This is a genomic window from Aquimarina sp. 2-A2, from assembly GCF_045505135.1.
Classification (GTDB): Bacteria; Bacteroidota; Bacteroidia; order Flavobacteriales; family Flavobacteriaceae; genus Aquimarina; species Aquimarina intermedia.
Map to the genome: position 1 here is coordinate 118,308 of NZ_JBJKFI010000008.1, position 13,944 is coordinate 132,251.

Annotated in this window: 15 protein-coding genes; 6 read left to right on the forward strand and 9 right to left on the reverse strand. The window is 36.0% G+C overall.

Features of this window, described 5'->3' with window-relative positions; all coding sequences use genetic code 11:
- Positions 1-5: 5 nt before the first annotated feature.
- Positions 6-308 carry an N-acetyltransferase gene (locus ACJRPK_RS16595; protein WP_148783317.1) on the reverse strand — a complete coding sequence of 101 codons (303 nt, stop codon included), beginning with the start codon at positions 306-308 and terminating at the stop codon, positions 6-8.
- A 239-nt stretch (positions 309-547) separates the two neighbouring features.
- On the opposite strand from ACJRPK_RS16595, the gene ACJRPK_RS16600 reads away from it, so the two are divergent.
- The 4 genes from ACJRPK_RS16600 (at position 548) to ACJRPK_RS16615 (ending at position 4,129) form a co-directional block, all read left to right on the forward strand.
- On the forward strand, positions 548-1,270 hold the full coding sequence (locus ACJRPK_RS16600; protein WP_407141532.1) for an alpha/beta fold hydrolase: 723 nt from the start codon (positions 548-550) through the stop codon (positions 1,268-1,270).
- Between the two features lie 68 nt (positions 1,271-1,338).
- Positions 1,339-2,286 (forward strand): lytic transglycosylase domain-containing protein, encoded by a 948-nt coding sequence (locus ACJRPK_RS16605; RefSeq protein WP_407141533.1) that lies wholly within the window; start codon positions 1,339-1,341, stop codon positions 2,284-2,286.
- Positions 2,287-2,294: 8 nt separating this feature from the next.
- Entirely contained in the window at positions 2,295-3,755 is a 1,461-nt protein-coding gene (gene cls, locus ACJRPK_RS16610) for a cardiolipin synthase (RefSeq protein WP_407141534.1), read from the forward strand.
- A gap of 5 nt (positions 3,756-3,760) precedes the next feature.
- Positions 3,761-4,129, forward strand: coding sequence for a sulfite exporter TauE/SafE family protein (locus ACJRPK_RS16615; RefSeq protein ID WP_407141535.1), 369 nt, complete (start codon positions 3,761-3,763; stop codon positions 4,127-4,129).
- Between the two features lie 19 nt (positions 4,130-4,148).
- Here the strand turns inward: ACJRPK_RS16615 and ACJRPK_RS16620 are convergent, their stop codons facing one another.
- Together ACJRPK_RS16620 and ACJRPK_RS16625 are read right to left on the reverse strand one after the other, a co-directional pair.
- On the reverse strand, positions 4,149-4,949 hold the full coding sequence (locus ACJRPK_RS16620; RefSeq protein WP_407141536.1) for a TlpA family protein disulfide reductase: 801 nt from the start codon (positions 4,947-4,949) through the stop codon (positions 4,149-4,151).
- Between the two features lie 158 nt (positions 4,950-5,107).
- Positions 5,108-5,623 (reverse strand): DUF2892 domain-containing protein, encoded by a 516-nt coding sequence (locus ACJRPK_RS16625; protein ID WP_407141537.1) that lies wholly within the window; start codon positions 5,621-5,623, stop codon positions 5,108-5,110.
- Between the two features lie 173 nt (positions 5,624-5,796).
- Between ACJRPK_RS16625 and rpmH the strand changes: the two genes are divergently transcribed.
- Positions 5,797-5,955 carry a 50S ribosomal protein L34 gene (gene rpmH / locus ACJRPK_RS16630; RefSeq protein ID WP_073314535.1) on the forward strand — a complete coding sequence of 53 codons (159 nt, stop codon included), beginning with the start codon at positions 5,797-5,799 and terminating at the stop codon, positions 5,953-5,955.
- A gap of 98 nt (positions 5,956-6,053) precedes the next feature.
- A complete protein-coding gene (gene carB / locus ACJRPK_RS16635) occupies positions 6,054-8,906 on the forward strand; it encodes a carbamoyl-phosphate synthase large subunit (RefSeq protein WP_148783287.1) in 2,853 nt (950 codons plus the stop codon).
- Between the two features lie 80 nt (positions 8,907-8,986).
- Here the strand turns inward: carB and ACJRPK_RS16640 are convergent, their stop codons facing one another.
- The 6 genes from ACJRPK_RS16640 to ACJRPK_RS16665 form a co-directional block, all read right to left on the reverse strand.
- A complete protein-coding gene (locus tag ACJRPK_RS16640) occupies positions 8,987-9,379 on the reverse strand; it encodes a c-type cytochrome (RefSeq protein ID WP_407141538.1) in 393 nt (130 codons plus the stop codon).
- A 58-nt stretch (positions 9,380-9,437) separates the two neighbouring features.
- Positions 9,438-9,977, reverse strand: coding sequence for an acyl-CoA thioesterase (locus ACJRPK_RS16645; RefSeq protein WP_407141539.1), 540 nt, complete (start codon positions 9,975-9,977; stop codon positions 9,438-9,440).
- A 21-nt stretch (positions 9,978-9,998) separates the two neighbouring features.
- On the reverse strand, positions 9,999-10,367 hold the full coding sequence (locus tag ACJRPK_RS16650) for a 6-phosphogluconate dehydrogenase (protein WP_407141540.1): 369 nt from the start codon (positions 10,365-10,367) through the stop codon (positions 9,999-10,001).
- A 91-nt stretch (positions 10,368-10,458) separates the two neighbouring features.
- Entirely contained in the window at positions 10,459-11,619 is a 1,161-nt protein-coding gene (locus ACJRPK_RS16655) for a serine hydrolase domain-containing protein (RefSeq protein ID WP_407141541.1), read from the reverse strand.
- 36 nt (positions 11,620-11,655) lie between these two features.
- Complete coding sequence (rmuC, locus tag ACJRPK_RS16660; RefSeq protein ID WP_407141542.1) at positions 11,656-13,053, reverse strand: DNA recombination protein RmuC; 1,398 nt, start codon at positions 13,051-13,053, stop codon at positions 11,656-11,658.
- A gap of 88 nt (positions 13,054-13,141) precedes the next feature.
- Entirely contained in the window at positions 13,142-13,936 is a 795-nt protein-coding gene (locus ACJRPK_RS16665; RefSeq protein ID WP_407141543.1) for an ABC transporter ATP-binding protein, read from the reverse strand.
- Positions 13,937-13,944 lie beyond the last annotated feature (8 nt).

The following is a 13,944-nucleotide window of genomic DNA, read 5'->3' on the forward strand; positions in this document are numbered from 1 at the left end:
ATATTCTAAATATTGATTCCTACAGGAAGCAAGTCTTTATATTTGCGTCTGTTCTTTCTCATAAAATTGGCGATCGTTGGACTCGTTGGCACTAATCGGATGTTACGATCTTCTATAATCTTGAAGACAGCGATGATAAATTCTTCGTCATAACCTTTTTCTGCTAGTTCATCGCTCATCACAAGTTTTGTTAGAAAAATTTTACGCTCCTGTTGAGAATACTCAATTTTAGCCTTTTGACCTTCGATAGTAGTTTCGAATTGTCTTAGAAATTCATTGTCAATAACTTCTAATTCAACCCCGCTCATGTGTTCCATATTTAAAAAATTAAATCCAATTTAATACGTTGTACAATGCTATAGACAGCTGTTTGCGATCGATAGCAATCAAAAGTATCGAGTCTTAAATAGAAATTTACTATTTAAAACATAACTCTAGGCTATGTTTTAAGACTATTTAAGTTTTGGTTCTGACGGTTAGAAATGTTTTCCCTTTACAATAATTTAAACCCATGTTTCCTTTTTTCTCACATGGGAAAACTATAATTTTGATACGCAAAGATAAGAAAATAAGAGCCTTAATCATACAATCCATTGTTAAAAAACCTATGCAACAACAAGTTGAACACGTTTACTTTGTGCCGGGAATGGCAGCAGATGTTTCTATTTTTGAATACATCCAACTTCCCACAAGTGATTATAAAACCTATACAATTCCCTGGAAACTGCCAGAATCGAGTGAATCTATCGTCGATTATGCCAGACGGATGTGTGAAGATGTAAAACATGATAACTGCGTGTTAATAGGAGTATCCTTTGGCGGTGTGATTATTCAGGAAATGGCTAAAATTAAAAGCTTCAAAAAAGTTATAATCATATCAAGTGTAAAGAGTAAATATGAATTGCCCAAGCGTATGAAGCTTGCCAGAAAGACAAAAGCTTACAAATTATTGCCTACAACCTTAATTTCAAAAATTGATAATTGGGAAAAACTGGCGTTTGGCGATTTTGCAAAAAAGCGAGCAGTTATGTATCAAAAATATTTATCTATCAAAGATAAAAGCTATCTGGACTGGGCTATTGAGAAGATGGTTTGCTGGGATCAAGAAGTGCCTCCTGCTAATTTAATACACATACATGGAGATAAGGATATTGTGTTTCCGATAGTAAATATAAAAAACAGAATTTGTGTTCCCGGAGGTACCCATGTTATGATTGTAAACCGCGCACGATGGTTTAATAAACACCTTCCTGAAATAATTAAGAAATAATAGATGGATTTAAGCTGATTTCGCTTATATTAGGAGCGTTAGAGTAACCTGAATAAAACCTACGGATAATGAAGAGGATAAAGAGAATTTTAGTATGTCTTGGGGTAGTTTTTACTGCCGGAGTATTAATCAATGCTACACAAGAGGAGCCCCAAAAGCCTGTAGAACAACAGCAGCTTGAAAAAAAATTAATTAACGACTATAATGTGTACGCCATACCGATGCCTGACAATTTAAATTTTGCAGGAGAGTTGGTGCCTATAGAAAATCCGGACATAAGAGAACGAATGGATAGGGAATTACTGGTTAATACCTATTGGCAATCAAATGGACTGCTTCTTTTTAAGCGAGCAAATAAATACTTCCCATTAATAGAGCCTATTTTGGAAAAATATGGTATTCCGGATGATTTTAAATATCTAGCGGTTATCGAAAGCGGCTTGACACAAGCTGTATCTCCAGCAAATGCTAAAGGTTTTTGGCAATTATTGAGTGCTACGGGTAAAGAATTAGGGTTGGAAGTTAATAGTAATGTTGACGAGCGCTACCATATTGAAAAAAGTACTGAAGCAGCGTGTAAGTATATCTTAGCTGCCAAAGAACGATTTGGTAACTGGACTCTAGCCGCTGCAGCTTATAATGCAGGTAACTACGGTATTGATAAACAATTACAACGTCAAAATGTAGCAAATTACTACGATATATTACTAGGAGAAGAAACCGGCAGATATGTTTTTAGAATTGTTGCGCTTAAAGAAATACTAAGTAATCCTGCTAAGTATGGTTTTAATTTTTCTGAGAAAGACCTATATGATAAAATACCCACATTTACAGTGAAGGTTGATACAGCAGTAACTAATTTTACACAGTTTGCTGAAAAATTTGAAATCAATTATAAGATTTTAAAACTACATAACCCTTGGTTACGAGAGACACATTTGAATAATGCTTCACGTAAGGAATATCTAATCAAAATTCCTGAAAAAGGAGTCTACAAAACAACCGTAGGTCAATAAGTAGTAGTATGTTTGATTGGGTACTCGCTAATATTTGGACACTTCTTTTTGTACTCAATTATATTGTAGCGCTTTCTGTGATGGGATTTTTATTAATGCATAATAAAAATCCACATACCACAATGTCTTATATTTTGGCATTGGTAATTTTGCCTTTTGTTGGCATTATAATCTACTTATTTTTTGGTCAGGAGTATAGAAAAACCAAAATCTTCAGAAGAAAACATGTTTTTGATAATGCTAAGATTAAAAAGTGGGAAAAAGAGTTGTTGCTTGATGAAGAGGAATTAGAATACTATGAGGATAAGTTTCTGGATCATAAAATTCGTCTGGTTCGACTCATCCAAAAAAATGAAAACTCACCATTAACCTTTAAAAATGAGGTGAGTGTTATAATGAATGGTGAGAACAAGTTTGAATCTCTGTTTGAAGACCTTAAAAAAGCAGAACGTCATATACATGTAGAATACTATATTATTCGTAATGATACTATTGGTAATAGGTTGATTGATATTCTTTGTGATAAGGCTGAAGCAGGTATTGATGTACGTGTGAGTTATGATTATGTGGGTAGTGAATTACCTTCTAAGCTAGTTAAAAAAATGCGAAAATGTGGGATTTCCATACAGCCCTTTATGCCGGTATGGTTTCCTAATCTAACTCGTAAATTGAATTATAGAGATCATCGCAAAATTGTCGTTATCGATGGGGTAATTGGCTATGTTGGCGGAGTAAATGTTTCTGATATGTATGTCAATGGGTTAAATGATACATACTGGAGAGATACGCATTTGAAAATTGAAGGACACGCCGTTAAATCTCTGCAGGGTCAATTTCTGCTTAATTGGGATTTTGTTTGTGGTGAAGATGAAAGTATAGAAATTAATGACTCTATTTTTCCTAAAGTTACTAAGAAAGGTAAAGTACCTGTTCAGATAGCCGCAAGTGGCCCGGATACCGATTGGGCGAATATTATGGAGGCTATTTTTACCGCCGTAAATACTGCAGAGGAGTATGTGTATATTACTACGCCATACTTTATCCCTAATGAACCTATATTAACAGCTTTAAAAGCCGCATCAAGAAGCGGTATTGATGTTAGAGTAATGATTCCTGATTTAGGAGATTCATGGGCGGCCAAATATGCTAGTAATTCCTATTTGGAGGGTTTACTCGAATCAGATGTAAGAGTTTTTCGCTATTGTAAAGGTATGCTGCATGCAAAGACCATTGTCATTGATGACTCTTTTGCTACCGTAGGGACTTCTAATATGGATTACCGAAGCTTTAATATTAATTTTGAAATTAATGCACTTATATATGATAGTGTAACTACACAAAAATTATTGTCCATATATAAAGACGATCTCAAGGAATGTAAAGAAATTAACCTGGACGATTGGAGAAACAGGCCTTTTGGAGATAAACTTAAAGAATCGTTTTGTCGTTTGTGGGCACCGTTATTATAATTCGTATGAGTTCAACAGTAGTACTATATTTAATTGCAATAGGTTTATTGGCTGGGTTTTTAAGTGGAACGCTAGGTATTGGAGGAAGTATTGTAATGATTCCGTTATTGATTCTGTTTGTTGGTTTTTCTCAGCATGAAGCACAAGGAACAAGTTTAGCGGTATTATCTGTCCCTGTAACAATATTAGCGGCGTATACCTATTACAAAGAAGGTTTCGTGAATTGGAAATACGCTCTAGTAATTGCATTAACCTTTGTCATAGGTGGATACCTGGGGAGCAAATTGGCAATATCAATAAATCAACTGTTATTGAAAAAGATTTTTGGAGGTATTCTTCTGTTAGTGTCTCTTAAAATGATTTTGAACAAATAAAGTTGGTGATTTTAATCTCTTAATAATTACCATCATCATCACCATCTTCTTCTTCTTCTTCTTCTTCTTCTTCGTCAGGATTTGAAAAGTCGTCTTCATCGTATAATTCTAAACCGTCATCAGGTTTGTCGATATCAGGATTTTCAGAATTTTTATCCAGATCTGCCATGAGTAAGGATACTCCTTTGGATAGGGAATTAAAATGAATGTTGTAAGAATTGCTTAAAGTTTCGCTTGAATGATGCGTAACTATCTTACGTATGTCGAGCATCTTCTTTTCCGAATTCATGAAGTACATCATAGGAAAACCAAGTGAATGCTTCAACTTATTAATTATAGCCCCGTCTTGGTTTGTTCTTTCATCTACGTAGACTAAGTGTATGTTTGGACTGTAATCTTTCATCACATCCTTAAGATCCTCAACATTATCCCAAAACAATACGATAAAATCTATTTGATCGTGAAAACGATCTGCGAGGTCATTTAAAGCTGGAATTTCTCCTGCGCCGGGAACACACCAAGTCGCATAGGTGATAAGGAATATAGGTTTTTCATACTCCTCAAAATAAATAGGATCTCCTTTTATTGGGTTCACATTAAAGTTGTCCAAATAGGTGCCAACAAGATGAAAATTAACTAAAGAATCGAATAAAAAAGTAGCTCGTTCTAAGTCCTGTTCTTCATAGGCAACATCAATTTTTTGGTTGTACTTTACAATATGGGCAGAGATCGCAGTAGAAAAAGGAACCCTTCTTTCTTCTTGAGCGCTACCGGTCAAATATCCAAAAAATATAATGCTAAGGAGTAATACGTTCTTCATTGTTAATTGATTACAAAAGCTAATGTACTATAAAGGCGCCATATAAACTTATAATTCTAGAAAAAACTTGTTGTCTGTATGGTAAAACCGTTTAAATTATAAGATCTATATAATCTTATCAAGATTTAATAACGCTAGAATAAGATCAATTAGTATGCCTAGATTTTTTTCATTTGCTGCTTCATCATAGTAATTTGATCTTTCAGCATATTATGTTTATCCAATTTTTTAGCTTCTGTAAGCAAAATTTGTGCCTCGCGTTTACGGCGTTTTGTCATTGCGATTCCGGCTAAATTTAACTTAGCAACCGCTAGATCCTGATCCATGGATAACCCTAACTTTATTGCTTTTTTGAGATATTTTTCTGCCTTAGAGATGTTTGTTTGTGATAACATAATTCCCAAGAGGTAATTATAATACCCCTGTTGCTTAGTGGTAAGTGCTGTTTCCGGGTTTTTGATTTTGTCGAGCCATGCTTTAGCACCTTCAAAATCCTGTTTTCTTAATTTTAGAAAAGCGAGGAGAATAAATTCGTTTTTGAAATATAAAAAGATAAATATTGAAGATAACAAAATCAACATAATACCATTTCCTATAGATCCTTCGATGATCTGCCAAATTCCTGACCCTATGATAAGAGCCGCTATAAATAATTTTATATTTTTGTTGTACATAAAAATGTGTGATTTTTTAATAGCGGCAAAGGTAAGAAAAACAAATAAAAATATTTTGATATTTAGGTTTGTGAAAGTAAAAACTCTTTGTATATTTGCCCGCAGTTTTGGGGACATAGCCAGAGCATAACGTAAATAGATATTTCACGAAGATTTATAAAGATAGATAGCAAATGAAAAGAACGTTTCAACCATCGAAGAGAAAAAGAAAAAACAAACACGGTTTTAGAGAGCGCATGGCCAGTGTCAATGGAAGAAAAGTCTTGGCTCGTAGACGAGCTAAGGGAAGAAAGAAGCTGTCTGTTTCATCTGAGTTAAGACATAAGCACTAATGGTTTTAGTGTATTAAACATATTAAAGGTGTTACTGTATAGGTAACGCCTTTTTTTATATCTAATCGACAAATTTATTCAACTGCAATTTTTAGTACATGCCAAAGAACGAAAATTTAAAAAGTATACTAATCATAGGGTCTGGTCCAATCGTAATTGGTCAGGCATGTGAGTTCGATTATTCAGGAACACAAGCATTACGTTCTCTTAGAGAAGATGGTATCGAAACCATTTTGATCAATTCGAATCCGGCAACGATTATGACGGATCCATCGATGGCGGATCATGTGTATCTGAAACCTTTGACAACCAAGTCAATTATCCAGATTTTAAAAGAACATCCTCAAATTGATGCCGTGTTACCAACGATGGGAGGACAGACTGCTCTAAACCTTTGTATAGAAGCTGATGAAAAAGGTATTTGGAAAGATTTTAATGTTGATATAATCGGTGTTGATATAGATGCAATTAATATCACCGAGGATCGAGAGCAGTTTAGAGAGTTGATGCTCAAAATTGGTATACCGATGGCTCCGCAGGCTACGGCAAATTCTTACCTTAAAGGAAAAGAAATCGCTCAAGAGTTTGGTTTTCCTTTGGTTATACGTGCTTCTTATACCTTAGGTGGTGCCGGAGCTTCGATCGTTCATAAAGAGGAGGATTTTGACGAATTATTAACTCGCGGACTGGAGATCTCACCAATTCATGAGGTGATGATTGATAAAGCTTTGATGGGTTGGAAAGAGTATGAATTAGAGTTATTACGGGATAATAATGACAACGTTGTTATTATCTGTACCATAGAGAATATGGATCCTATGGGAATTCATACAGGGGATTCTATCACCGTGGCACCTGCAATGACCTTAAGCGATCGTACCTTCCAAAGAATGCGAGATATGGCTATTCATATGATGCGTAGCATTGGAGATTTCGCAGGAGGTTGTAATGTGCAATTTGCAGTTAGTCCAGACGAAAAAGAAGATATCATTGCGATCGAGATTAATCCCCGAGTATCAAGATCATCTGCCTTAGCTTCAAAGGCAACAGGATATCCTATTGCTAAAATAGCTTCTAAGCTTGCTATCGGATATACTTTGGACGAATTGGATAATCAGATAACCAAGTCAACTTCAGCCTTATTTGAGCCTACACTTGATTATGTAATCGTTAAAATACCTCGTTGGAATTTTGATAAGTTTGAAGGTTCTGATCGTACTTTGGGACTACAGATGAAGTCTGTAGGTGAGGTAATGGGTATCGGAAGATCCTTCCAAGAAGCCTTGCATAAGGCTACACAATCTTTAGAGATTAAAAGAAACGGTCTTGGTGCAGATGGAAAAGGCTACAAAGATTATGATCAAATTATCGATAAGCTAACACATGCTAGCTGGGATAGAGTTTTTGTAATCTACGATGCGATACAAATGGGAATTCCGCTGAGCAGAATTCATGAGATTACTAAAATAGACATGTGGTTCTTAAAACAATACGAAGAACTGCACCATCTAGAAAAAGAAATTAACACGTTCTCAATTAATTCAATCACAAAGGATTTGTTGCTGGAAGCCAAACAAAAAGGTTTTGCAGACAGGCAAATTGCTCATATGATGCGTTGTTACGAGAGTGAAGTATACAATAAACGAGAAGAATTAGGTATCAATCGTGTTTATAAATTGGTAGATACCTGTGCTGCAGAATTTAAAGCGCAAACACCTTATTATTATTCAACGTTTGAGGCCGCAGTAGAAACACCGGATGGAATCACTTATGTATCCAATGAAAGTGAAGTCTCTGATAAAAAGAAAATTGTTGTTCTCGGATCGGGACCTAACAGAATAGGGCAGGGGATTGAATTTGATTACTGCTGTGTACATGGGGTTTTAGCTGCTGCAGAATGTGGTTATGAAACTATCATGATCAACTGTAACCCAGAAACAGTTTCTACGGATTTTGATGTTGCTGATAAATTATATTTTGAACCCGTATTCTGGGAGCATATCTATGACATCATACGTCATGAAAAACCAGAAGGTGTTATTGTGCAATTAGGAGGACAAACAGCGCTTAAACTGGCAGAGAAGCTGGATCGTTACGGAATTAAAATTTTGGGAACCAGCTATAAATCTTTAGATCTTGCAGAGGATCGAGGAAGTTTCTCTACGCTTTTAAAAGAAAATAACATTCCATATCCTGAATTTGATATTGCAAGTACTGCAGATGAGGCACTAGCGGTTGCCGATAAACTAGATTTTCCTATCTTGGTAAGACCTTCTTATGTATTAGGCGGTCAAGGAATGAAAATTGTTATCAATAAAAAAGAGCTTGAAGAGCATGTGGTTGATTTATTGAGAAAAATGCCGGATAATAAATTGTTACTGGATCATTACCTTGATGGAGCTATTGAAGCTGAAGCAGATGCCATTTGTGATGGAGAGAATGTGTATATTATTGGTATCATGGAGCATATAGAGCCCTGCGGAATCCACTCTGGGGATTCTAATGCCACTTTGCCACCCTTTAATTTAGGTGAATTTGTGATGCAACAAATAAAAGATCATACGCACAAAATTGCTTTAGCCTTAAATACTGTTGGATTGATCAATATTCAATTTGCAATTAAGAATGATACCGTATACATAATTGAAGCTAATCCAAGAGCTTCTAGAACAGTGCCTTTTATAGCAAAAGCCTATGGTGAGCCTTATGTAAATTATGCTACAAAAGTAATGTTAGGAGACAAAAAAGTTACGGATTTTGATTTCAATCCGAAGCTTGAAGGATATGCAATCAAACAACCGGTCTTCTCGTTTAATAAGTTTCCAAGTGTTAACAAAAAACTGGGACCGGAAATGAAAAGTACCGGAGAAAGCATTCTTTTTATTGATGACTTAAAAGATGATCAGTTTTATGATCTGTACGCAAGACGTAAAATGTATCTGAGTAAATAAAAAGTTTCTAGATATGATAAAGAGTATAAGTTTTTGCTTATACTCTTTTTTTATGCAGTTACTTTTAGGAAATAAAAGCTTTATTTTTCAAGAAAACCATCAGCTTCCCAGTCTAGAATGATGGTCACAGTCTCTTGAGGTAAACGACCGGTAGGTGGCATAACATTACGGGTAACGGCAGTATTTACTCGTCCGATAACGTCTCTCCCGTTATTAATTGCTGCTATGACTTCGCTATATGTACTCAGCGCCATAGGAGCACCTTGTGTAGGAGGGTTATTATGACATTGTAAACATTGCGACTCAAAGATAGCTTTGATATCGTCGTCGTAGGTCGTTCTTTTTGATGGAAGAGGATTCTCATTGCTCGTAGGAGGTTCTATATTCTCCATCTCATCAGAATCAGAACTACTACAGCTAATTATACCTAGAACGACTAGCATTGGCATTACATAAAAAAGATATTTTTTCATAACTTCTACTTTGGGATCTTACTAAGGTATGAAAAGATTTCGTAAAAAGAGGACGAAATTACAATTCGACTTTTACTGAATATTCTTTGAGAGTTGCCAGATGATCTTCTAAAATAAACTCCGATTCTTTAAAACGATTAAAACGCATTTTTGTTTCTTCTTTACGCGAAATACTTCGAACAAAGCGTCGGATGCTGGTTTTATCTTTCAAAATTAATCCCGGTACAGCTACGCTTACACCGTCTTTATTTTTGGCAACCATGGTAAAATAACTCGAGTTACAGTGCTTTCTTTTTCCGTTTCGAATGTTTTCCGCTTCAACTCTAACACCCACAACCATAGAGGTTTTACCCACGTGATTTACCGAAGCTTTCATTGTTACGAGTTCTCCAACCTCTATAGGTTTCAGAAAGTTTACTTTGTCCACACTAGCCGTAACGCAATAGGTTTCAGAATGTTTAGAAGCACAGGCAAAGGCAATTTGATCCATTAAGGAGAGGATGTAACCTCCATGGATTTTCCCGCTAAAATTCGAGTGGGAGGGAAGCATTAATTCTGAGATGGTTACTCTGGAATCATTAGCGTGTTTAAACTTCATCTAGTATGAATTTTGAAAATTTTATCGGTTTCTAAAATGCGGAGATTCTTCCTCGGCGACGGCTGTAACAAAATATTTTGTGTCACCCAGCCAAGAAAACGTTCCAAACCGTTCTTTATACGTTAACTTAACGTACCTACCTTGCAGGGCTTCAAGATTTTTAATAACATCTTCATGTTTATCTTCAACAGAAAAGCTAAAAATTTGAGCACCCGAAATACCCTGACTAATCTCACCTTCCCAGGTCTTAAAAATAACGCCTTTGTTGCTAAATTTTATTAATTCACCGCTTCTGGTTCCTTCGCTAAAATTAGCATAATAGACAAAAGTATACCAGGCTGCAAAAAGCGCAACGATGATTATGACTAGTATTCCCAGAACTTTTTTCACAAGTATGATGTATTTAAAATGAAAAGTCAAAAATGACTATTTGTTTATAAAAGTAATCCAATTATTTAAGAAACCGTAGGAATTACAATTTCTATAACGCTTTATAGACTTTTTCCAAAAAGGGTTCGATTTCCTTTGGCTCTAACCAACGGGTGACAATCACCAAATTTTGCTTTTGATCTATGACTATAAAATTCCCTCCAAATCCGGCAGCATAAAAGAGATGTTCGGGTAAATTTTCCCAATGACGATTTCCTTTTTTATTGAGCCACCACATATATCCGTAATTCGAGTTTGCAGTTGATGGTGTGGTAATCTCCTTTACCCAATTCTCTGGTAGCAATTGCTCCGTATTCCATTTGCCATCCGCAAGAAACAGTAAGCCAAAGCGGGCCTGATCCAAAGTATTTATAAAAATACCACCGCCAGAATGTCCGCCCCCGCTGACCGACTGCATCTGCAATCCATCGATGGTCACAAATGAATTATCATAGCCATACCATCGCCAGGTTGTAGACGCCTGTATCGGATCCATAATTTTTTCTTTAAGTACTTGAGGTAGGGGTTTACGCCAAACTTGAAGCAGACTGTAGGCAAGAACGTTTACACGAACATCATTATATTCGAATACAGCACCGGGAGTTTGTAGGGTTCTTGCTTTCCAATCATCGATAGTTCCTTCCTTTGGCGGACGATCAGCCCAATCAAAGCCTCCCCAAAGCTGGCCTGACCAGTCAGAGGATTGTGTCAATAAATGTCGCCAAGTAATTTTTTTATTATGCTCACTCTTAAAAGTCTGATCCCAAACGTAAGCGCTTACCAATTCATCAGATGATTGTATTAAACTATCTTTTATAGCCAATCCGGCAATCGTGGATAAAAAACTTTTAGTCACACTAAAGGTCATATCAACACGTGTAATATCACCCCACTTGGCTATCATAAAACCATCCTTCAAAATAATTCCCGCAGGACCTCCTCGTTTTTTTGTCGGACCGAGTATGGTATGAAATGGTTCGTGCTCAAAACCTTTTAAGATCGCTTGACGCAAATCTCTAGAGCCACTATACTCATGCTCCTTTGCAAATTGAACCGCTTCATTAAGAAGTGATGAATTTATATTGTAAACATCCGGAGTTTTTTCTTCCCAAGTACCTCTTTCCGGAAAATATAACTCCTGAGATTGAATTATATATGAACTACATATGCTAAATAAAAGTGATAATAAAAGCGTTTTAACGGTATAATTCATCAGTGTAAGATTATAAAAGTTGTATTCGTGTATTACTTATTCTTTATCCAAAGCACGTTTGATAATGGACTCAGGTAGTGATTTTTTAGCTTTAGCACCCATTTTTTTCAACTTCTCTACGCTGCTTATCAAATTACCTCGTCCTTCTACTAATTTGTTCATTGCCGAGGAGTAATCTTTTTTAGCATCGTCAATCTTTTTGCCGACACCTGTCAGATCTTTTACTAAGCCTTCAAATTTGTCGTACAGTGCACCTGCCTGACGAGCAATCTCAATAGCATTACGTTGTTGTTTTTCATTATTCCACATCGTATCAATAGTACGCAATGTCGCTAATAATGTGGAAGGTGTAACAATCACAATATTCTTTTCAAATGCCTGATTATACAAGTTATTATCCTGATTTATTGCTATCGCAAAGGCCGGTTCGATAGGGACAAATAACAATACGAAGTCAGGAGATTCTATATCATATAAATCCTGATATTGTTTGGCAGAGAGTTGATCAACATGTCGTTTTAGGGACGTCACATGTTCTTTGAGATATTTATCGCGCAAGATATCATCTTCCTCATTAGCATAGCGTTCATATGCGGTAAGGCTCACTTTTGAATCCACAACCATCTTTTTGTTATCAGGAAGATGGATCACAACATCAGGCAAAACACGTTGACCTTCTACAGTGGTAAAACTTTGCTGAACAAAATATTCACGATCTTTTTCTAACCCGGATTTTTCCAGTACACGTTCAAGGACAAGTTCACCCCAATTCCCTTGCATTTTGCTATCTCCCTTTAATGCTTTAGTCAGGTTAGTTGCCTCTTTACTCATTTGTTCGTTCAAATCCTTAAGGCCAATGATTTGTTGTCGTAAAGCAGCGTGATAATCAATGCTCTCTTTGTGTGTTTGATCTACCTTTTTCTCAAAAGTCAATATCTTTTCTTGTAGCGGGCTTAGGATATTCTTAATGTTCTCTTTGTTTTGCTCCGTAAATTTTAAAGATTTCTCATCTAAAATTTTGTTAGCTAAATTTTCGAATTCTTTAGTGAAACGTTCCTGTAGTTTTTCAACTTCTTCCTTTTGTTCTTTATTTTTTACCTGAAGGTTTTCGAATTCAGCATTACGCCGCGTTAATTCCGTATTCAGAAATTCTTTTTCTCTTCTTATTTCCTCACGCTCTCGTTGTACCTCGTTGAGTTGTTTTTCAAAAGAAGCTTTGTATTCTGCTTGTTGCGTTGCGACGAATTCTTTTTGCAAAAGTTCGTTCTTTTTTTGCTCTTCGAGTTGTACTTGTAGCTGGTTTAATCGTTCTTCGAGCATACTTTTTTCACTTTTTGTTTGAAGTGTTGCTATATGTTTTCCGATGAAAAAGCCAATAACAATAGCGATTAAAAATCCGGCAAGAGCGATAATGATAGGAAGGTATTCTGTCATCTAAAAATTTTCTTTAGTCAAAGATAAAAATTTAGAAGCTGTGACTCTCAATACCAGTGATAAATTTGATGACAGCTAATTGTAAATACTAATGTCGTATTCTGTATGTTCTGGTTTTAGCGTCAAAGAGTATAAGGTCTTCAGGGAATAATGAGGAAAAAGCACGGCATTGAATTAATTCTTTGGGACGACCAAATTCAAAACCTTCCCGATTCATTACAATCATTTTATCACAGAGTTGAATGGCAAAGTCTATCTCGTGCGTCGAAAACAAAATTGTTTTTTGCGTTTCGAATGCTAGTCTTTTCAATAGCTTCATGATGTAAGCCTTATGATATACGTCCAAGTGCGTCGTTGGTTCGTCTAATATGATGAAGGGAGTATCCTGGGCTATGGCTCTGGCAATCAAAACTTTTTGTAACTGCCCGTCACTTAGTTCATAACAGCGCTTATGGACTAATTCTTTAATTTGAGTAACTTCTATGGCTTGTTGCACTTTGATTACATCTTCATTAGAAAGTTTGCCCACCCAATTGGTATACGGCTGTCTGCCTAGGGCTACTAATTCTTGTACAGTCAGATTTTTGGAGGCAATAGCTTCAGTAAGGACGACACTTAACTTTGAAGCCAAATCTAAGGTTTTATAGCTTTTTAATTCCTGATCATCCAGATATATTCTTCCGTGTAGGGGAGTTTGTACTTTAGATAAGGTGCGTAGTAGTGTGGATTTACCAATACCGTTGGCTCCTACCAATCCTACAAGTTCACCTTTGAATAACTTTAAATTAATATTCGCAGCCACCACATTGAGAGATTTTCTCTGGTAATACCCAATAGAAAGATCTTCGGTAGTAAGTACACTATGTTGGTTATCTGTTTCCAAAATTAATA

Excerpts from the sequence above, each read along its gene's own strand:
- ACJRPK_RS16595 (WP_148783317.1), bottom strand. The coding sequence starts at position 308 with ATGAGCGGGGTTGAATTAGAAGTTATTGACAATGAATTTCTAAGACAA.
- ACJRPK_RS16605 (WP_407141533.1), top strand. The coding sequence starts at position 1,339 with ATGAAGAGGATAAAGAGAATTTTAGTATGTCTTGGGGTAGTTTTTACT.
- cls (WP_407141534.1), top strand. The coding sequence starts at position 2,295 with ATGTTTGATTGGGTACTCGCTAATATTTGGACACTTCTTTTTGTACTC.
- ACJRPK_RS16615 (WP_407141535.1), top strand. The coding sequence starts at position 3,761 with ATGAGTTCAACAGTAGTACTATATTTAATTGCAATAGGTTTATTGGCT.
- ACJRPK_RS16620 (WP_407141536.1), bottom strand. The coding sequence starts at position 4,949 with ATGAAGAACGTATTACTCCTTAGCATTATATTTTTTGGATATTTGACC.
- ACJRPK_RS16625 (WP_407141537.1), bottom strand. The coding sequence starts at position 5,623 with ATGTACAACAAAAATATAAAATTATTTATAGCGGCTCTTATCATAGGG.
- rpmH (WP_073314535.1), top strand. The coding sequence starts at position 5,797 with ATGAAAAGAACGTTTCAACCATCGAAGAGAAAAAGAAAAAACAAACAC.
- carB (WP_148783287.1), top strand. The coding sequence starts at position 6,054 with ATGCCAAAGAACGAAAATTTAAAAAGTATACTAATCATAGGGTCTGGT.
- ACJRPK_RS16640 (WP_407141538.1), bottom strand. The coding sequence starts at position 9,379 with ATGAAAAAATATCTTTTTTATGTAATGCCAATGCTAGTCGTTCTAGGT.
- ACJRPK_RS16645 (WP_407141539.1), bottom strand. The coding sequence starts at position 9,977 with ATGAAGTTTAAACACGCTAATGATTCCAGAGTAACCATCTCAGAATTA.
- ACJRPK_RS16655 (WP_407141541.1), bottom strand. The coding sequence starts at position 11,619 with ATGAATTATACCGTTAAAACGCTTTTATTATCACTTTTATTTAGCATA.
- rmuC (WP_407141542.1), bottom strand. The coding sequence starts at position 13,053 with ATGACAGAATACCTTCCTATCATTATCGCTCTTGCCGGATTTTTAATC.